Genomic DNA, 17,546 nt, shown 5'->3' on the forward strand with positions numbered 1-17,546 from the left:
TAAAGGAAGGCCCAAAAATACGAGCAGGCGATGGTTGTGCGCGCGTTGATCATGGCGCCTAGATGCTCCCGATCTCAAATCTTGTCAAGCACCATCCTCGAAACGGCCGGATTGCCGGAAAGGGCAAAGAATATCCGGTTGCCGTCGGGGCTGTCGAGGAAGCCGGTCTGGTATGGGGCGAGGGCGGGGAAGAGGATAGGCGGCGTGGTTGGCGTCTTTTCGGTCATTTGTATTCCTTCCTGTTTGCGTCTTCCGCCCGCCAGTTCGGTGCGCGGTTCCGGCCGGCGCCTTCGTCCTTGCCGATTGCTCGTGATGGGGTATATTACATCAGACATCACGGGGCCGCCGATGGCAAAAGCGACACTGGTTCAGAGGACGCGTAGCTATCTGCGGGAAGGCGTGTTCGTTGAAGTCGTGGTCTGGCAGGTGCCGGCTTCGCTACGCGGAAGCGCTCATGAATTCAAATACAGCATGGCGCTGGTGGCCGGAGGCGAGTGCGTGTTGCGGTATGACAACGAAGCTGGAAAAGGCGATCACAGGCATTTCGGTACGCTGGAAACAGCCTATTTTTTCAAAGATATCGACCAGCTTCTGGCCGATTTCACTGCCGACGTGAGAGGATGGCTGCGTGACAACCCTTAAGGTGAAGATCGAAACGCTCGAACAGTCCATGGTGTCGGTTTCTGAAGCCGTCAAGGCGTCCAAAGTCGGTGAGCGCAGGCCCGCGACGAGTGTATTGTCTTTCCCTTCCTGGGAGATGCTCCATCGTGTTCTGGCGCCGAAACGGCTGGAAATCGTGCAGGCGATGACGGGCCAGGGGCCTTTGAGCATTCGGGAGGTCGCCCGCAGGGTCGGCCGGGATTTCAAGGGTGTGCACAGCGACGTGGATATGTTGCTTGTCAGCGGTGTGATCGACAAGGCCGAGGGCGGAGGCATCGTCTTCCCCTATGATCGAATCCACCTGGAATTCGATATCGAGGCCGCAGCCTGAGGCGAGCCGCCGGACGCCCTCAATGCTCCCCCTCGCACAGCCCGTGATCCGATAGCGCCCGGATCACATAACAATCCTCGATCGAATGGCCGTCGCAGTGGGAGATGATCCGTTCGAGTTCGTGTTCCAGCTTCTTCAGTTTTTCGATCTTTTCGCGAACGGCGATCAGATGATCGGCGGCGATCCTGTCGGCGTTGACGCAGGGTTGGTCGGGATGTTGGCTGAGCGCGATCAGTTCGCGTATCGCCGGGATATCGAGGCCGAGGTCGCGCGCGTGGCGGATGAAGGCCAGCCGCTCGAGATCGTGCCGCTCATAACGCCGCTGGTTGCCTTCAGAACGTTCGGCCGCTTCGATGAGACCCATCTGCTCGTAATAGCGGATGGTCGGCACCTTGACGCCGGTGCGTTTCGAAAGATCGCCGATCGACAGCATGGCTGAAAATTCCTCTTGAAGCTCTAGTCACTGGAGGAATTATCTAGTCAGTCACCGGTGCGAAGACAAGCCGGCCGGGCCAACCAGAGAGCAAACAAAAGGGTGACGCCATGAACGGATGCTGCAGCCATTGCCACGCCAGGGTCGACGGGCTCTTGAGGAATATCCTCCGGCTTTTCTGGGCGCTCGTCGCCACGGTGGCCGGCATGTGGCTGATACTGGCGATGGAGATGTTGCGACGGTCGCGGCCGCAATGGGAGCACGAACAGCATGCAAACGAGGAACTATCCGCGATGATCGCCAACGGGCATGGCACCGATCGCCCAACGTAAAACGGCTACAGCCCTGACTGACAAGGCCGCAGCCGCCGAAAGCTTTGTAACCTTACATGGAGAGCAGCGGGTCGTCCTTGGCGCCGTCCTGCAACTGCTGCTTCTGCGCGTTGTCCTGTGCCAGTGCCGCAGGGTCGCCGCCCATGTCCATCGCGGTTTCCTGCTTCTGACCGTTGACGCCCATGGCCTCGAGAATAGCCTTGCGGATATCCGCCTCGATCGCCTCGCGGTCTTCCGCCGACATGGTCTTGAGATCGTCTTCGGTAAGATCCTTGTCCTTGAGATACTGTTCGCGGATGCGCTCGGCCAGGGTCTTCTTGGCTAGATCCATGAACTCGTCCTCGTATCTCGTCGACGGTGCCTCGCCGAGCCAGGTGTCGCCGGCGTCCTGATCGACCTCGGCGCCCTGGCTTTCCATCGTCCAGAGGCTATCTGCCAGCTTTGCGCCGAACACCGTATCGCTGCCGGTTATGCCGCCCGAGACCGACTGCCGCGGCGCCGCGTAGTCGTTGGCGTTCCCCGAAGCATTCTTGTCGCCGCCGTTCTTGCCAAGGATACCGTAAAGAGATGCGTAATAAGGATTGGTGCTTCCAATTGTCGTCATCGCGACTCTCCCCGTGTGAGACCACTAGCGGCTTAGGTCCCGAAACCTGCACGGAGCTTTCGGATTTTGACTTGTATCGGCAGTGCGTAGGAATATAGGATACCCCCCTATATTACATGGAGAGGTTCGTGGCGCATACCATTCGGGAACAGGCAAAGCTTCTGGCGCGGGTGCGTCGGCTGAAGGGGCAAATGGAGGCGGTCGAGCGGGCGCTGGAAGCCGAGGCGCCCTGCGGCGAGGTGCTGCAATTGCTCGCCTCGATCCGTGGCGCGCTTTCCGGGCTCACCGGTGAAGTTATGGAGGATCATCTGCGCGAGCATGTGCTGCATGCCGATGACGAGAAACAGAGGGCGCAGGCGGTCGACGAACTCGCCGATGCGCTCCGCACCTATATCCGCTGATTGAGACGAAGGAGAAGACCATGCCCGATCCCGTCGAGGAGCTGAAGCATGAGCACGTGTTTCTGGGCGCCGACCATGAGCGCAACGAGCGCAAGGTCTGGCTGGTAATCGCGCTGACGGCGACGATGATGGTGGCGGAAATCGTTGCCGGCTCGATCTTCGGCTCGATGGCGCTGACCGCCGACGGCTGGCACATGTCCACCCATGCGGGCGCCATGCTGATTGCGGCGCTCGCCTATCTCTATGCCCGCCGCCAGGCCCGCAATCCGCGCTATACGTTCGGCACCGGCAAGCTTGGCGATCTCGCCGGCTTCGCAAGCGCCATCGTGCTCGCCCTGATCGCGCTGCTGATCGCCTGGGAAAGTTTTGTCCGCCTCGCCAATCCGGTGGCGATCGATTTCGACCAGGCGATCTTCGTCGCTGTGGCTGGGCTCGCGGTCAACCTGCTCAGCGCCTGGCTGCTGCGGGAGGATCATGGCCAGTCTCATCACGGCGGCCATGCGCATGACGGCGGTCATCATCATGGCGGCCATCATGGACATCACGGTCACCATGGCGCCCATGCGCACGGGGCTGCCAAGGACCACAATCTGCGCGCCGCCTATCTGCATGTCCTTGCCGACGCGCTGACCTCTGTTCTGGCGATCGTCGCGCTCATTCTCGGCCGGTCCTATGGCTGGGCCTGGCTCGATCCGGTCATGGGCGTCGTCGGTGGTCTGGTGATCGCGCGCTGGTCCTGGGGGCTGATCCGCGTGACCGCGACGGTATTGCTGGACGCGCAACCGGATGACGCGGAACTGGCCGGCAGGATTCGCCGGAGCGTCGAGACGGAGGAGGACAGGATTTCGGACCTGCATGTCTGGCAGCTTGGTCCGGGGCACCATGCGGCGATTGTCGCGCTGGTCACGCCAAAACCCCAGGCGCCGTCCTTCTACAAGGATAAGCTCCGGGGCATCCGGGATTTGTCGCATGTCACGGTGGAAGTCACGCCCGCCGGAACGGCGTAGCGGGATGTCTTAGAATTCCGCGAATTCCTGATAGCGATCTTCGACCCAGTCCTGGGCGACGGATCGGCCCTGCGTGTCGACGTTTGCGGAGCCCGCGTCGTCGATTTCCATGACCCAGAGCGCATTGGCAAGCGAAGACGACAGCAGCGTGGCGCTTCCCGTCAAGGCATTGGGGGACCGCTGGAATGCCGCAGCCTCACGCTGAGGCGCTTCCTCGACTTTCCGGTCCATCTCTTGTGCCCGGTTGGGATAATAATAGCCGTTGAGGCCGCTATCGATCTTCATGGCGCAACGCCCGTGTTCAGAATGGTTAACAAATAGTTAACGCACGAAGCTTGCGCGAGGCTTGCGTCCGGGATTGCCGATTGACGGCAGGGGCTTGACAAAAAAATGACAATGAACGGCTGTTCGGTGCGTTCCTTATCCGTTCTAGTCGCTGATAAACCTGTCGGATATCGCCCTGGGGGTCCCGGCCGCTCAGGGTAAAGTCGCTCTGGCGGGCGAAGTCGGAGCCACGCCTGGGACCTGAAAGATAAGGGCATGGCGGACGATCGGAACGACGATGCCCGCCCCCGGCCGGTCAGCCTTCCATGGCGCGGGCCATTTCGGCGAGCTTGCGAACCGTGTTGAGATTGCGCGACGTGCCCGGTTTCAGGGCCGGAAGCTTCAGCTTCGATTTGCCCGAGCCGACCGGGTAGTGGACATAAATCTCGCGCCCGGCGGCGACCGCCTCCTCGCCATCCGGCGCGACCATCTTCTCGAGCGCATCGTTCGGGGCCTTGTCGGGCAGGAAATGCACGAGCAGAAAGTTCGGCTTGGCATCGGGGAAGGGCGCGTTCTCGGCAATCGCCGCCATCTCCCGCGTCGAGCGCGCCATCACGCCGGGCTTTTTGCCCAATTTCCCGCCCAACGCTTCGTCAAGCTTCTCGGCGACCTCGGCCTCCGTCTCGTCGGACCGGAACAGCACGTTGCCGCTCTGGATATAGGTTTTCACGTCGGTGAAGTCGAGGGTTTCGCAGATCGCCTTGAGTTCGGTCATTGGGAGTGCCGTGCCGGCGACGTTCACCGCGCGAAGCAGGGCAATGTAGACTGTCATGGTTCAAAAAAGGCCGACTAGGCTCGGCAGGCTTCCGGCAATTAAGGGAGACGATAAGGCTGCAAGCATTGCGCCAAACTCCGAGGCGTTGATGTTAATCTTTTCGCGAACGGCAATCACGGTCAATTCCCTGAGGTATTCCCTTTCATCGGGCCTTTGAGTCATGCCCTTCTCGTCCATCAAGATTCGACTTGAAATAGACTGCGAGCGACGGTGCAAGACATAATAAACCGGGAAGGCATACCCGGCAATGAGTAGAACAAACTCAAGTCCCGAATAGGATATATATGCGTTTACGTTGGATATGTAAATTTTACGGTGTAGTTCTTCCAACGCAAATGCTGGATAAATGACCCACGCGCGCATGTATAGAACGCCGATAACGAGTAGTGCTGCGCTTAGAAAGATATAAGCCTTCAGTCTCTGTGCTTGCCATTGCCAATTTGCAGAATCCTTTATCCGAAGTATTCTTGCTGTACAAGAAACGCCGCCAGAAACGAAGGCGGGCACGCCTAAAATGGCCAACACATTTGTAAAGTATATTATTTTGTCGAATGATGCTTGCGACCATCTTGAATTGGCGCTGCACGTGGCGAGCCGCTTGAACGCCTCATCGAAGATGGCAGAACCCAAAAGTTCGCGCGTAGTTGGAACGACTACTCCCGAATATGCAGCGACAATTATGACGGCCGCCGATGCAATACACAAGGAATAAGAAAGCAATACAAGCAGAACTGTGCCGCTTGAGAAATTGTTATATATATCCCGAATAAAATACGCTATAACTAGAACAGAGGCAATGAAGTATATAGCCATCATTGCTATCATTTGAAGTCTATATGATAGCTCAGCAGCGCAAGTTGGGCTATCTGAGTAAACGACACCGCGAGTATCGGCGGAAACGAAAACAATTCCCACTAAAAATTCCATGGCAAAAAATATAAGGATAGGAATAGCTGAAATCGCTACGAATCCGGGTCTCAATACAGATCTGTGAACTCTGTTCAGCACAACAATATCCCCAGCGCGCATAGTATTATGCGCGCAATTTTAAGGGGAAGTCAATATTTGGTTCAATCGAGTTCCTACACCTTCCCCGCCACCTTGATCGCAAACGCATATTCGAATGCGATCTCTTCCAGCCGCTGGAAGCGTCCCGATTTGCCGCCATGGCCGGCTGCCATGTTGGTCTTCAAGAGGATCGGTGCGGTACCGGTCGAGAGTTCGCGGACCTTCGCAACCCACTTGGTCGGTTCCCAGTAGGTGACGCGCGGGTCTGTCAGGCCGGAAATGGCGAGGATCGGCGGATAGGGTTTCGCCTCGACATTGTCGTAGGGCGAGTAGGCGGCGATCCACTGGTATTCTTCGAGGCTGTCGATCGGGTTGCCCCATTCCGGCCATTCCGGCGGGGTGAGCGGCAGCGTGTCGTCAAGCATGGTGTTCAAGACGTCGACAAAGGGTACGGCGGCGATGATGCCGGCGAATTTTTCCGGCGCCATGTTGGCGATGCCGCCCATCAGCATGCCGCCCGCCGATCCGCCCTCGGCGATGATGTTTTCGTAGGAGGTGAAGCCTTGGCTCACCAGATGGTCGGCGGCGGCGATGAAGTCCTTGAACGTGTTTTCCTTGAACTCCATCTTGCCGGTTTCGTACCAGGCGAACCCCTTGTCCTTGCCGCCGCGGACATGGGCGATGGCGTAGACGAAGCCGCGATCGGCGAGCGACAGGTTGTTGGTCGAGAACCCGGCCGGAATGGTAATGCCGTAGGCGCCGTAGCCATAGAGCAGGCAGGGTGCCGACCCATCGAGCGGCGTATCTTTCCGGTAGAGCAGCGAGACCGGCACCAGTTCGCCGTCATGCGCCGGCGCCATCACCCGGCGGGTGACGTAGTCGTCGGGATTGTGGCCAGACGGCACTTCCTGGGTCTTAAGGAGCACCCGCTCGCGGGTCCTCATGTCGTAGTCGTAGAGCTGGCTTGGCGTCGTCATCGACGAATAGGAAAAGCGGATGACGTCGCTGTCGTATTCGGCAGCCCCCTGCAGGCCGAGCGAATATGCCTCTTCCGCAAAGGCGATCGCATGTTCCTCGCCGGTCGTCCGGTCGCGGATGATGATCTGCGGCAGACCGTCCTTGCGCTGCAGCCACAGCAGATAACGGGCGAATGCCATGTGGCTGATGATCAGCCGGCCGGGCTCGTGCGGCACGACCTCGGTCCAGTTCTGCTTGCCCGGCGCCGTCACGGGCGTTTGGCAGATCTTGAAGTCCTTGGCATCGCCGTCATTGGTGAGGATGTAGAAGACGTCGCCGCCTTCGGTCATCGAATATTCGATGCCTTCCTCGCGTTCGGCGACCAGCGCCGGTTCCGCCGTCAGGTCCTTGGTCGAGAGCAGCCGGTATTCCGACGTCTCGTGGTCGTGAATGTCGATATAGATGAAATCGTCGAGCAGCGAGCCGCCGACGCCCATGAAGAAACCCGGATCCTCCTCCTCGTAGACCAGGCGGTCTTCCGACTGCGGCTGGCCGACAATGTGGTGGAAGACTTTCGAGGGGCGGTGGTTCTCGTCCTGCAGCGTATAGAAGAAGCTCTTGCCGTCAGGCGCCCAGATGCCGCCGCCGCCGGTATTTTCGACCACGTCGGCAAGATCCTCTCCCGTCGCGAGGTCGCGGATGCGCAGGGTGAAATATTCCGAACCCTTGTCGTCATAACCCCAGATGCCGCGGGAATGGTCGCTCGCGTGGTCGATGCCGGAAAGCCGGAAATAATCCTTGCCTACCGCTTCCTTGTCGCCGTCGAGCAGGAGGTGCTTTTCGCCGCCATCGCGCGGCGTGCGAAAATAATGCGGCTGCTCGCCGCCGGTGACATAAAGCGTTCCGTAGGCAAAGGCCCCGTCCTTCATCGGCACGGAGCTGTCGTCTTCCTTGATGCGGCCGCGCATTTCGGCAAACAGCTTTTTCTGCAGCTCGGCCGTGTCGCCCATGGCCGCTTCCATATAGGCGTTCTCGGACTCCAGATGTTTGCGGATTTCCGGATCGAGGAGCGACGGATCCTTGAACATCGCCTGCCAGTTATCGGCCCGGAACCAGGCATAGTCGTCACTGCGGGTAATGCCGTGGCGGGTATCGGAGACCGGCTTCTTGGGCGCAACGGGAGCGGCGGGAAGATTGGCGAAAGGCGATAGGCGGGAGGTGGCCAAGGAAGCACTCCGGTTGTGAGGCGAGGAGTGCCAGAGATAGGGGGCGCTTAGGCGCTAGGCAAGCGGGGAAGGAACGAGTGTTATTTCTTCCTGTGAGGCAGCGAAGCGTCGCGCTCGTTCTGCCACCAGACAAATGCCGCAATCAGCAGCAATCCGGCAAGAGGAAGGAAGAGGAGGAAGATATCAGTTGCGGTCATCTATCCAGCCCGTTCAGCAATCGTGTCGCCAGTGAATGTAAGCCGAGCCCGATCGCAAAGCAAATCATCATCCAGACCGAGATCCAGAGAACATCGAGCTTGGCCACCGGCAATTCGAGAGTAACGCGCGTAACCGGCGTGAATACGCCGATCAGAATGGCACCGATCCCGATGTTGTTCAGGAATGTTGCGCGCAGTTTTATCTGTTCCTTCTTCGCGTCAGAAAGCGCACCGTCCGTCATCCAGCCCCATTACCCCCACCCAATCACATCATCCTATTTCCCGTTCTGGTAGGTGGTCAATCGCGTAGCCCTCTCATAGTTTCCGCCCGTCCGAGTCATATTGGATAGGAAATGACATGATAAAAATCTGGCCACTCACCGCGCTCATCCTTCTTTCGGCCCTGCCGGCGCATGCCCTCGATGCCCGCATCGTCCGACAGCTTGATGCGCTCGCCCCGGACGAGCGGCGCGAACAGCGCTGCGATATCGAGGCGATGGATCGCATCAAAAAGGACAACAAGGGCGAGTTCAAACCGGACAAGGTGATTGCCTACACGTTTGGCGATCCGATCGAGGCCGGCAACGCCATCCGTGCGCCGGGCGCCGTTTTCCGCAGCGCCGGCGACTGGTACCGGCTCAAATACAAATGCGAGACCGGCGACAAGGGCCTGGAAGTGATGTCCTTCGACTACAAGATCGGCTCGAAGGTCCCGCGCGAAGAGTGGGAAAAATATTACCTCTACGAGTGAGGTCATCCCGGCAAGTGCGGCACGGTTTTCCGGTCGGGGAAAAGTTCGTTCAGCACCGTCATCATGATCAGGGAAAGCGGCAGGGCGAGCATCGCCCCGACCGCGCCCCACATCCAGGTCCAGAACAGGATGGCGATGAAGACGATGAAGGGATTGATCTCCCATTGCCGGCCCATGATCGCCGGGAAGAGCAGGTTCTCCATCGCAAGGTGGATGGTGAAGAAGATAATCGCCGGGATCAGGCCGAGGAAGAGTGCGTCGTGGGTAAGAATGCCGGCGATCGCAACCGAAACGGTCATCAGGGTGATGCCGAGGAACGGGATGAAGCTCGAGACGAAGGCGAACAGGCCCCACAGGACCGGCATCGAAAGCCCGCCGAAATAGGCGATCAGCGCCATCACGACCCCAAGTCCCAGATAGAGAAGGCTGGCGGTCGCGAAATAATAACCGAGCACCTGGTCGATCGAGTTGAGCACCCGGATCGCCATCAGCCGCTGGCGGCGTGTCGGGAAGGCGAGAATGATGGTGCGCCGCAGCCGCACCCGGCCGTAGAGGAAGAGTAGCAGGGCTGCAAAGAAGATCATCCCCTGGATGATTGCCGGGGTCAGGTTGGCGGTGACGATGCCGAGGATGTTTCCGGAATTCTCGATCAGCGACTGCATCGACATCGGTCCGGTCTCGAATGTCGCGGGCGATACGTTCAGCCAATGCTGGCTTTCGAGGAACGGCTTGATGCGGTTGATGGTCCGCTCGATGAAATTGGGGCCCTCCTGGATCAGCGTCGCGACCGGTTCGGCGAGCGAATTGATGATCAGGAACAAGGTCGCGAAGACCAGCGTCGATAGGATGAAGGCAATGCCGAAACGGGGCACGCCTGCCTTGCCGAGGCGATCTGCGACCAGCCCGAGGATCAGACCGACGACGATGGCGAGCGTGACGGGGATCAGGATCAGCGACATGTAATGGACGAGCGAGAAGAACACGATCGCGAAAATGCCGATCACCGCCCATGCCATCGCCACGTCGAGCGCCTCGCGCCCCAGCGGCAGGTTCTCGGCGGCCTCGATATCTTCCGGACGTAGGACCGCCTCCTTGCGTTGCGCCGACATGTCCGTCAGGTGTTTCTTCAGCTTGCCATTGCCGCGCGCACTCATGATTGTCATGTCCAGAGGTCCCCGTGATCGCTCTCAACGCGAAAGCGGCGCTCCGGTTCCGGAACGCCGCTTGTGCGCAAAACGGGGTGGCAACGCTCAGGCGGCGAGCGTCAGGCCGATGCCCCAGGGGTCCTTCAGCGACCAGCCTTCGGCGGTTTTGGTCGCGGCGATCTCTTGGGCATCGAGCGCCGTCAGCGCCCTGTCGAGCGCCGCCTTGTCGTTGAACCGGACGGTGTAGTCCGAGAGCCCGGTCATATTGCCTTCGCGGGCCTGGGCGCCGCGGCTGTTCCAGATATTGGCGGCGATATGGTGGTGGTAGTCGCCGGTCGCAAAGAAGCTGGCGCCCGGATACCGCGCCATGATCTTCAGGCCCAGCACGTCGCGGTAGAAGGCATCTGCCTGCGGGATGTCGCCGACCTGCAGATGGATATGGCCGACGGCGGTGCCATCCGCCATGCCGTCAAAGGCATGCTTTGGAGCGCTGTTGTAGAGTTCCTGGAGGTTCAGGCGTTCCGTCGCCATGGCGATCGTGCCGTCCGGCTGATAGGCCCATTCCTGCGGGGTGCGGTCCCGGTAGATCTCGATACCGTTGCCCTCGGGGTCGGACAGATAGATCGCCTCGCTGACGAGGTGGTCGGAAGCGCCCTCCAGCCGGATATTGTTGTGGGCGGAATGGGCCAGCCAGTGGGCAAGCTCCTGCCGGTTCGGCACCAGGAAGGCGGTGTGGAACAGGCCGGCGGCATTGCGCGGCGCGCGGGCGACGTTTTTGCCGGTCGAAAGCGTCAGGAGCGGTTGGCCGCCGACGCCCAGAACTTCGCCGCTCGGGCTCTTCTCGATGACCTTCAGACCGATGATGTTCTGGTAGAAACCGGAAACCAGGGCCAGGTCGCTGACGACCAGATGCGCGCCGCGGACATGGGCGGGACGGGTCAGGGCAAAGGGCTGCGTGACATCGGACATATCGAAATCCTCATCTGACATCGGGCGGGTGAAACGCCCTGTTGCAACCTATATGGCCCATGCCCATCGTTCACGAAAGAGCGCAAACCGGCGATTGATCGTTTCCAAATTGTAGACGATCACCAGGCGTTTGACCCTGATCAAGGCGGCTTTGGGCAGGCGACGATACGATAGGCCGAAAGACCTGAAGGAGATCGCATGTACAAGAAGATCATCGTCGCAGTGGACGTCTCCGCTCTGGAAAAGGGCGAGCGCATCCTGCTTACCGCGGCGAACCTTCTCGACAAGGACGGCACGATCCTGATCGTCAACGTGGTCGAGGACATGCCCGCTTATCTCGTCTCCGAGCTGACCGTCGATCTGACTGTCGCAGCCCGCCAGGATGCCGAACGGCAGCTCGTCGAGCTTCGCGAGAAAGTCGGCATCGAAGCTGATATCGAGATCCGCCAGGGCGCGCCGGCGCGGGAAATCCTGGCCGCTTCGGTGGATCAGGATGCCGACCTGATCATCGTCGCCTCGCATATCCCGGACCTCTCGAACTATCTGATCGGTGCCACCGCCGACCGCGTCGTGCGCCACGCCACGTGCTCGGTCCTCGTCGACCGCTGAGAAGGAACGGACCCATGGATACGACAAGATATGGCAGTGTTCTGAGGGCGAGAAAGGCGGAGCTGGAAAGCCGCCTGAGCCGCATCGAAGCGGATTTCGTCACGCCCCGCAACCCGGACGACGACGACCGCGCGGTCGAACGCAACAATGACGAGGTGCTGCGAGAACTCGGCGAAACCGGCGAACGGGAGCTTGCGGCCATCGATGCGGCACTTCACCGCATCGCCGCCGGCACGTTCGGCATCTGCGCCAGGTGCGGCCAGCCGATCGCCGAGAAACGCCTCGATGCCGTGCCGCACACGCCCCTTTGCCAGACCTGCGCCGCCGAGGTGCCGGCCGAACTTTAACGCGGGAAATGGAATGTGAATCCTCCCTCTCTTGCCTTCCTCCCTGGTCATGCTCATTCTTAGATCCATGCAGGCGGAAGGTCGGATGAACGAGTTTTTCAATTTCGGGCGGAAATACGATTTTCACGAGATCGTCGCGGATGGCATCATCCACGGCGTCGGCATCGTGTTTGCGCTTGTCGGCGCCACCGCCCTGATCTTCTACGCGACCGTCTGGTCGAGCCATGGCGAAATCGCCGCCGCCTGGATCTACGGCCTCGGGCTGATCATCTGCCTGTCGATCTCTTTCACCTACAATATCTGGCCTCACTCGCGAACCAAATGGGTGCTGCGGCGGCTCGACCATTCGGCGATCTTCATCCTGATCGCCGCGACCTACACGCCGTTCCTGCAACGCGGCGCGCAGGACCCCTGGATATTCGCCATGCTTCTGGCGATCTGGGCGACGGCCATTTTCGGCATCACGCTGAAATGCCTGTTTCCCGGCCGTTTCGACAAGCTGACGATCCTGCTCTATCTCGCCATGGGCTGGAGCGGCGTGATGGTGGCGGGGCCGATCTCGCAATATCTGCCGGCCGTCACCGTCTGGCTGATCGTCATCGGCGGCTTCATCTATTCGCTTGGCGTGATCTTCCACGTCTGGGAACGGCTGCGGTTCCAGAACGCCATCTGGCACGGGTTCGTCGTCGCCGCCGCCGCCGTCCACTACGGCGCGGTGATGACCTGCTTCAGCCTCTCCGGCGGTTTCTGATCCGAGGTTCGGTTTATCGCGGGTAGGCGACCGGCTTCAGGCTCGCTACTCCCGCATTCCGTCGGCAAGCCAGGACCATCAGCAGATACCGCGCTTGCCCCTCCCGCATTGATTCCAATGAAGTTATCCAAAGAGCAGACCAGCAAATCTGGACTCGTCATTCGATCGTCTGATATAATGGACAAACGAGTATCATGATGGACAAAACCTGATGACCGAACCCCTTGTACGCGACGCCACCGAAGCCGATCTCCCGACCGTCATGGAAATCTACAACGACGCCGTCGCCAACACGACGGCGATCTGGAACGAAGTCCTGGTCGATCTCCAGAACCGCAAGGAATGGTTCGCCGCCCGTAAGGCCCGAGGCTTCCCGGTTCTGGTGGCGGACGTGAACGGCAAGGTCGCCGGTTACGCTTCCTACGGCGACTGGCGCGCCTTCGACGGCTTCCGCCACACGGTCGAGCATTCCGTCTACGTCCACCGTGATTTCCGCGGCGCCGGCATCGGCCGGCTGCTGATGCGGGACCTGATCGCCCGCGCCTCCGAGAACGGCATCCACGTCATGGTCGCCTGCATCGAGGCCGGAAATACCGCCTCGATCGGCCTGCACGAAAAACTCGGCTTCCGCACCGCCGGCACGTTTTCCGAAGTCGGCACCAAGTTCGGCCGCTGGCTGGATCTGACCTGCATGGAGCTGAAGGTCACGGGGTGAGATGGCGCAGGGCTGCTTTTTAATGAGCTGACTAGCTTCGCTGCAGCGCCAGATGTGCGCCGAGCCCGACAAGCAGCGCCCCACCGGCTCTCTGCATCAGCCGTTGCGCGCCGCTCGATCGCTTCAGCCGGGTGATCACCGCGCCGGCCAGCAGCACGCAGACGATATCGGCGGACGAGAACATCAGGTTGACGATCGTGCCGAGGATCACGAACTGCAGCCAGATGGGGAAGGCGGCCGAGGCGTCGATGAACTGCGGCAGGAAGGCGAGGAAGAAGATCGCCGTCTTCGGGTTCAGCACTTCCACCGTGATGCTTTCGAAAAACGCCCGCCGGCCGGATTTCTGGGCAATCTCCGGAAGTTCGAGATCGCCGGCCGCCTTGGCGCGAAACAGCGAGATCCCGAGCCAGACGAGATAAGCGGCACCGGCGAGCTTCACCGCCAGGTAGAGCATAGGCACCGCGTGGAATAGCACAGAAAGCCCCGCGGCTGCGGCGAACACATGCGCGTAACCGCCGATATGGATGCCGAGCGAGGCCATCAGGCCCGACCACCGCCCGCGCGCCAGCGTCTGGGCCGCGGCATAAATCATGGCCGGTCCGGGTATGTAGGCGAACACCACGGTGGTGGCGAGAAAGGCGAGAAACAGCTCGGTCGAGGGCATATCGTGTTCCTTGAGTGAGCCCGCATCATTGCAACAGGCGGTGCCCGCCCGCAAGTGCGCTCACTGCACGCCCCTTGAACACCGCAACTTGAGAACACTTCGATCCGCACCGAAGCATCCGCCCTCCTTCCTGACCTAGAACATCCGCATCGAAATGCGAACAAGCCGGGCGAGATCATGCCGAACACACCGAATATGACCAGGGAACTGGCGCTGCTTCTGGCGCTCTCCACGCTCTGGGGCGCTTCCTATACGTTCATCAAGATCGGCGTCGAAACCATCCCGCCGGTCACGCTGATCGCGCTGCGGACCCTGATCGCCGGAGCGGTGCTGCTTGCCGTCATCCGCTGGCGCGGCCTGAAGCTGCCGCGCGACAGGGCCACTTGGGCGCGCTTCCTGTTCCAGGCCTGCCTGAACAGCGCCATTCCCTTCACGCTGATCGCCTGGGCGGAACAGTCGACCGATGCCGGGCTTGCGGCGATCCTCAATTCCACCACGCCGATCTTCGCCTTCCTGATCACGGCATTGATCACCCGCCACGAGCCGGTGACGGTGCGAAAACTGTTCGGCGTCGGCGCGGGGCTGGTCGGCATCTGCATGGTGATCGGCGTCGAAGTGCTGTCGGGGCTCGGGGAGAGGCTGGTGCCGCAGCTGGCGATCGTGCTGGCGACGGTGTGTTATGCCGGCGCGGCGATCTTCGGCAAGAACTTCAAGGGTCTCGACCCGATCATGCCGGCGGCGGGCTCGCTCGTCTGCGGCGCCGCGCTGCTGGTCCCGGCAAGCCTGATCGTCGACCGGCCCTGGACGCTTGAGCCCTCTATGGAATCGATCCTCGCGCTGGTGGCGCTCTCGGTGTTTTCGACGGCGCTCGCCTTCGTCATCTATTTCAGGCTGATGCAGACGCTCGGCTCGGTCGGCGCGACGTCGCAGGCCTATCTGCGGGTGCCCGTCGGGGTGGCGATCGGCGTCGTTTTCCTCGGCGAAAGCCTGCATCCGGGCGCATGGGCTGGCCTCGTCTGCGTCGTCGCAGGCGTTGCCGCCATGACCTTGCCGCCACGTCAAAAGCTCGTTTCCGTGTGAGCCCGCCTTCGTCAATCCTCCGTCGGCTCCGACGGTCCCTGTCGTGAAAGATGAGCCTCGACGGCAAGGTTCAGCTCCCGCAGCAGGTCTGCAAGCTGCGCCTTCTTTTCCGGATCGAAGCCCGCGATCGCCGCCGCCTCACTCGCCATGTCCTGCCGGAACGCGGCTTCCGCTCTGCCGATGCCCTTGTCGGTCAACTGTACGGAAAGGCTGCGGCCGTCGCTGTCGGACGGGACGCGCTTGATCAGGCCGGCCTTTTCCAGCCGGCCCAGCCGGTGGGTGAGGCTGCCAGAGGCGATCATCAGCGACCGGTAGAGTTCCGTCGGCGTCAGCCGATGGGGCGGCCCGGAGCGCAGCAGCGTGCCCACGACATCGAATTCCCCGCGGTCCAGCTGAAACGACGCGAACGTCGCCTCGATCGACGGCGTGATCAGCCGCGACAGGCGGTAGATACGGCCGAGAATCTCCATCGGACCCGTGTCGAGATCCGGCAATTGTTTGGCCCACTGGGCCCGCGCCCGGTCGATGTGATCCTGCGTTTTTTGCGTCTGCGCCATTGCGATTCTCCGTCTCGATAAAACTATCTTGACATGAAGATAAATTGGGAGCAAATATCTTCACCTGAAGATAAATAGGTGAGGAACCGACCATGCCTTCGATCGCCGCAAGGAAGTCCTTTGAAATTCCGCTGATCGTGCAGATGCTTGCCTGTTCCTTCCTGTGGGGAGGCGCTTTCATTCTCCTGAAGCTGGCCGGCACCGCGCTCTCTCCGCTCGCCCTGACGGCGGTGAGGGGGCTGATGGGCGGCAGCCTGATCGCCATCTGGATGATCGTCTCCGGCCACAACATTCTCCCGCGTGGACGGGAAATGCGCGACTGGGTCGTCCTTGGTTTCCTGCAGGGCGTCGTGCCGAACAGCCTGACGGCCTATGCGCTGACGGAAATCTCGGCGGGCCTGACATCGATGATCCAGGCCTCCACGCCGCTCGTCGTCGCGGTTCTGGCGCAGGCGCTGTTTGCGAGCGAGCGGCTGACGCCGAAAGTGGCGCTCGGGCTTGCAACCGGCTTCGGCGGCATGGTCCTGCTGATCGGCCCGGCAGCGCTCGGTGCCGACAATGTCAGCCTTCGCGGCGTCGGCGCCGTGGCCATCGTCGCGGTCAGCTACGCGCTCGGCAATCTTTATGTGCGCGGCATTCCCGGTGCTCAGCCGGTCCGGCTGGCGCTGGGACAGCAGCTGTTTTCCGGCCTGCCGACCTTCGCGGTGATGATCTATCTCGGCGGTCTTTCGGCCTTCTCTCCGGCACTCGACAACCTGCCGCTGCTTCTCGTTCTCGGCGTGTTCGGAACGGCCCTGCCGATCGTTCTCTACATGAACATCCTCAAGAAGGCGGGTCCGACTGTCGGTTCGATGAACGGTTATTTCCTGCCGCCCTGGACGATTATCCTCGGTTTTGTCCTGCTGGGCGAACCCGTCAGCCTGAGAGAGATCATCGCCACCGCGATCGTGCTTGCCGGTGTCGCGATTGTGTCGCTGAAGACGGAAATGCTATTGATCGCCTGCCGCAGGCTGGCTGCCATTCTTCGCCCGCGGCGCATCGGCAAGGTTGCCTGAGCCAGAAGGTTGACCAAAGGCCCGGAAGATCCCGGGCCTTTTCTATTGTCCGGGCAGCACCGCTGCGACAAACGCTTCCAGGCTCCGGCGCACATGCGCGTCGATCGGCCCCGCGGGATTGAACCCCCACCAGAGAAGACAACCCTGCCACTGCGAGGCCATCAGCATGCCGATATTGTCCGGCGCGCCCGGCGTTGCCGCAAAACAGGCGGTGATCGCGGTGGAGATAACTTCGCCCCAGGCGCTGCCGCGGGCGCGCAGGCGCGGATCGCGAAAATCCTCCCGCAGCATCAGCAGGCCTTCGGCATAGGCTTCGATGCCGCCATAGTCTCCGGAAAGCGCGACGAGAATGTCCACGGCGCCTTGAGGCGTCTTCGGCGCGCTGGCGATCGCCGCTTCCGTCTTGGTATCCAGATCGTCCCAGGCAAACAGCAGCGCGGCGCGGGCAAGTTCCTCCTTGTTCCTGAAGCGCTGCACCAGCGTCGAGCCGGAAAGGCCGCACGCGGTGGCGAGCGAGGCGAAGGTCAGCGCCTCCGGGCCTTTTTCGTGCATCACCTTCAGTGCCGCCGCCAGTACGTCCCTATCCGGCATGGTTTTCGGTCGCGCCATCTTGCCTCTCGAATTATAAACGAATAAATGTTTATATAT

25 protein-coding genes are annotated in these 17,546 nt (G+C 60.9%); 12 read left to right on the top strand and 13 right to left on the bottom strand.

What is annotated here, in order from left to right; genetic code table 11:
• Nucleotides 1–74: 74 nt before the first annotated feature.
• Complete coding sequence (locus C5J24_RS15365; protein ID WP_205836944.1) at nt 75–227, bottom strand: hypothetical protein; 153 nt, start codon at nt 225–227, stop codon at nt 75–77.
• A 121-nt stretch (nt 228–348) separates the two neighbouring features.
• Between C5J24_RS15365 and C5J24_RS15370 the strand changes: the two genes are divergently transcribed.
• The gene (locus tag C5J24_RS15370) at nt 349–642 is read left to right on the top strand and encodes a DUF6516 family protein (protein ID WP_105418989.1); all 294 of its coding nucleotides are present in this window, start codon (nt 349–351) and stop codon (nt 640–642) included.
• Nucleotides 629–991 (top strand): transcriptional regulator, encoded by a 363-nt coding sequence (locus tag C5J24_RS15375; RefSeq protein ID WP_105418992.1) that lies wholly within the window; start codon nt 629–631, stop codon nt 989–991. The genes C5J24_RS15370 and C5J24_RS15375 overlap by 14 nt, the downstream gene beginning before the upstream one ends.
• A 19-nt stretch (nt 992–1,010) precedes the next feature.
• Here the strand turns inward: C5J24_RS15375 and C5J24_RS15380 are convergent, their stop codons facing one another.
• Complete coding sequence (locus C5J24_RS15380) at nt 1,011–1,424, bottom strand: helix-turn-helix domain-containing protein (RefSeq protein ID WP_046607205.1); 414 nt, start codon at nt 1,422–1,424, stop codon at nt 1,011–1,013.
• Between the two features lie 110 nt (nt 1,425–1,534).
• On the opposite strand from C5J24_RS15380, the gene C5J24_RS15385 reads away from it, so the two are divergent.
• The gene (locus C5J24_RS15385; RefSeq protein WP_105418994.1) at nt 1,535–1,756 is read left to right on the top strand and encodes a hypothetical protein; all 222 of its coding nucleotides are present in this window, start codon (nt 1,535–1,537) and stop codon (nt 1,754–1,756) included.
• A 52-nt stretch (nt 1,757–1,808) separates the two neighbouring features.
• Here C5J24_RS15385 and C5J24_RS15390 read toward each other — a convergent pair whose 3' ends face one another.
• Nucleotides 1,809–2,360, bottom strand: a complete 552-nt coding sequence (locus C5J24_RS15390; protein WP_105418996.1) for a hypothetical protein — start codon at nt 2,358–2,360, stop codon at nt 1,809–1,811.
• 116 nt (nt 2,361–2,476) lie between these two features.
• On the opposite strand from C5J24_RS15390, the gene dmeR reads away from it, so the two are divergent.
• Nucleotides 2,477–2,761: a Ni(II)/Co(II)-sensing transcriptional repressor DmeR gene (dmeR, locus tag C5J24_RS15395; protein ID WP_371674379.1), complete on the top strand. Its 285-nt coding sequence runs from the start codon at nt 2,477–2,479 to the stop codon at nt 2,759–2,761.
• 20 nt (nt 2,762–2,781) lie between these two features.
• Nucleotides 2,782–3,768, top strand: a complete 987-nt coding sequence (dmeF, locus tag C5J24_RS15400; protein ID WP_105418998.1) for a CDF family Co(II)/Ni(II) efflux transporter DmeF — start codon at nt 2,782–2,784, stop codon at nt 3,766–3,768.
• Between the two features lie 9 nt (nt 3,769–3,777).
• Here dmeF and C5J24_RS15405 read toward each other — a convergent pair whose 3' ends face one another.
• The 5 genes from C5J24_RS15405 to C5J24_RS15425 all read right to left on the bottom strand — a co-directional run bounded on the left by C5J24_RS15405 (nt 3,778) and on the right by C5J24_RS15425 (nt 8,497).
• The gene (locus tag C5J24_RS15405) at nt 3,778–4,053 is read right to left on the bottom strand and encodes a hypothetical protein (RefSeq protein WP_046631390.1); all 276 of its coding nucleotides are present in this window, start codon (nt 4,051–4,053) and stop codon (nt 3,778–3,780) included.
• A 295-nt stretch (nt 4,054–4,348) separates the two neighbouring features.
• On the bottom strand, nt 4,349–4,864 hold the full coding sequence (locus C5J24_RS15410) for a DUF1697 domain-containing protein (protein ID WP_105419000.1): 516 nt from the start codon (nt 4,862–4,864) through the stop codon (nt 4,349–4,351).
• Nucleotides 4,865–4,867: 3 nt separating this feature from the next.
• On the bottom strand, nt 4,868–5,875 hold the full coding sequence (locus tag C5J24_RS15415) for a hypothetical protein (RefSeq protein ID WP_172723986.1): 1,008 nt from the start codon (nt 5,873–5,875) through the stop codon (nt 4,868–4,870).
• 74 nt (nt 5,876–5,949) lie between these two features.
• A complete protein-coding gene (locus C5J24_RS15420; RefSeq protein WP_105419004.1) occupies nt 5,950–8,058 on the bottom strand; it encodes a S9 family peptidase in 2,109 nt (702 codons plus the stop codon).
• A gap of 193 nt (nt 8,059–8,251) precedes the next feature.
• Nucleotides 8,252–8,497 carry a hypothetical protein gene (locus C5J24_RS15425; protein WP_105419006.1) on the bottom strand — a complete coding sequence of 82 codons (246 nt, stop codon included), beginning with the start codon at nt 8,495–8,497 and terminating at the stop codon, nt 8,252–8,254.
• Nucleotides 8,498–8,613: 116 nt separating this feature from the next.
• Here C5J24_RS15425 and C5J24_RS15430 point away from each other — a divergent pair, with 116 nt between their 5' ends.
• A complete protein-coding gene (locus C5J24_RS15430; protein ID WP_105419008.1) occupies nt 8,614–9,006 on the top strand; it encodes a DUF930 domain-containing protein in 393 nt (130 codons plus the stop codon).
• A 2-nt stretch (nt 9,007–9,008) separates the two neighbouring features.
• Here C5J24_RS15430 and C5J24_RS15435 read toward each other — a convergent pair whose 3' ends face one another.
• Nucleotides 9,009–10,115 carry an AI-2E family transporter gene (locus C5J24_RS15435; RefSeq protein WP_371674398.1) on the bottom strand — a complete coding sequence of 369 codons (1,107 nt, stop codon included), beginning with the start codon at nt 10,113–10,115 and terminating at the stop codon, nt 9,009–9,011.
• 141 nt (nt 10,116–10,256) lie between these two features.
• Nucleotides 10,257–11,120 carry a VOC family protein gene (locus C5J24_RS15440; RefSeq protein ID WP_105419012.1) on the bottom strand — a complete coding sequence of 288 codons (864 nt, stop codon included), beginning with the start codon at nt 11,118–11,120 and terminating at the stop codon, nt 10,257–10,259.
• Nucleotides 11,121–11,318: 198 nt separating this feature from the next.
• On the opposite strand from C5J24_RS15440, the gene C5J24_RS15445 reads away from it, so the two are divergent.
• The 4 genes from C5J24_RS15445 to C5J24_RS15460 all read left to right on the top strand — a co-directional run bounded on the left by C5J24_RS15445 (nt 11,319) and on the right by C5J24_RS15460 (nt 13,542).
• Nucleotides 11,319–11,729 (top strand): universal stress protein, encoded by a 411-nt coding sequence (locus C5J24_RS15445; RefSeq protein WP_105419014.1) that lies wholly within the window; start codon nt 11,319–11,321, stop codon nt 11,727–11,729.
• 14 nt (nt 11,730–11,743) lie between these two features.
• A complete protein-coding gene (locus tag C5J24_RS15450; protein ID WP_105419016.1) occupies nt 11,744–12,076 on the top strand; it encodes a TraR/DksA family transcriptional regulator in 333 nt (110 codons plus the stop codon).
• An 85-nt stretch (nt 12,077–12,161) separates the two neighbouring features.
• Nucleotides 12,162–12,827: a hemolysin III family protein gene (locus tag C5J24_RS15455; RefSeq protein ID WP_105419017.1), complete on the top strand. Its 666-nt coding sequence runs from the start codon at nt 12,162–12,164 to the stop codon at nt 12,825–12,827.
• A gap of 211 nt (nt 12,828–13,038) precedes the next feature.
• Entirely contained in the window at nt 13,039–13,542 is a 504-nt protein-coding gene (locus C5J24_RS15460) for a GNAT family N-acetyltransferase (protein WP_105419019.1), read from the top strand.
• Between the two features lie 31 nt (nt 13,543–13,573).
• On the opposite strand, the gene C5J24_RS15465 is transcribed toward C5J24_RS15460, so the two are convergent.
• A complete protein-coding gene (locus tag C5J24_RS15465) occupies nt 13,574–14,206 on the bottom strand; it encodes a LysE family translocator (RefSeq protein ID WP_105419021.1) in 633 nt (210 codons plus the stop codon).
• A gap of 177 nt (nt 14,207–14,383) precedes the next feature.
• Between C5J24_RS15465 and C5J24_RS15470 the strand changes: the two genes are divergently transcribed.
• Nucleotides 14,384–15,286, top strand: coding sequence for a DMT family transporter (locus C5J24_RS15470; RefSeq protein ID WP_105419023.1), 903 nt, complete (start codon nt 14,384–14,386; stop codon nt 15,284–15,286).
• Nucleotides 15,287–15,297: 11 nt separating this feature from the next.
• On the opposite strand, the gene C5J24_RS15475 is transcribed toward C5J24_RS15470, so the two are convergent.
• Nucleotides 15,298–15,843: a MarR family winged helix-turn-helix transcriptional regulator gene (locus C5J24_RS15475; protein ID WP_105419025.1), complete on the bottom strand. Its 546-nt coding sequence runs from the start codon at nt 15,841–15,843 to the stop codon at nt 15,298–15,300.
• 92 nt (nt 15,844–15,935) lie between these two features.
• On the opposite strand from C5J24_RS15475, the gene C5J24_RS15480 reads away from it, so the two are divergent.
• Entirely contained in the window at nt 15,936–16,898 is a 963-nt protein-coding gene (locus C5J24_RS15480; protein WP_105419028.1) for a DMT family transporter, read from the top strand.
• Nucleotides 16,899–16,940: 42 nt separating this feature from the next.
• Here C5J24_RS15480 and C5J24_RS15485 read toward each other — a convergent pair whose 3' ends face one another.
• Nucleotides 16,941–17,507 carry a TetR/AcrR family transcriptional regulator gene (locus tag C5J24_RS15485; protein ID WP_105419029.1) on the bottom strand — a complete coding sequence of 189 codons (567 nt, stop codon included), beginning with the start codon at nt 17,505–17,507 and terminating at the stop codon, nt 16,941–16,943.
• Between the last annotated feature and the right edge of the window lie 39 nt (nt 17,508–17,546).

This window comes from Neorhizobium sp. T25_27 (assembly GCF_002968565.1).
Taxonomy (GTDB): domain Bacteria; phylum Pseudomonadota; class Alphaproteobacteria; order Rhizobiales; family Rhizobiaceae; genus Neorhizobium; species Neorhizobium tomejilense.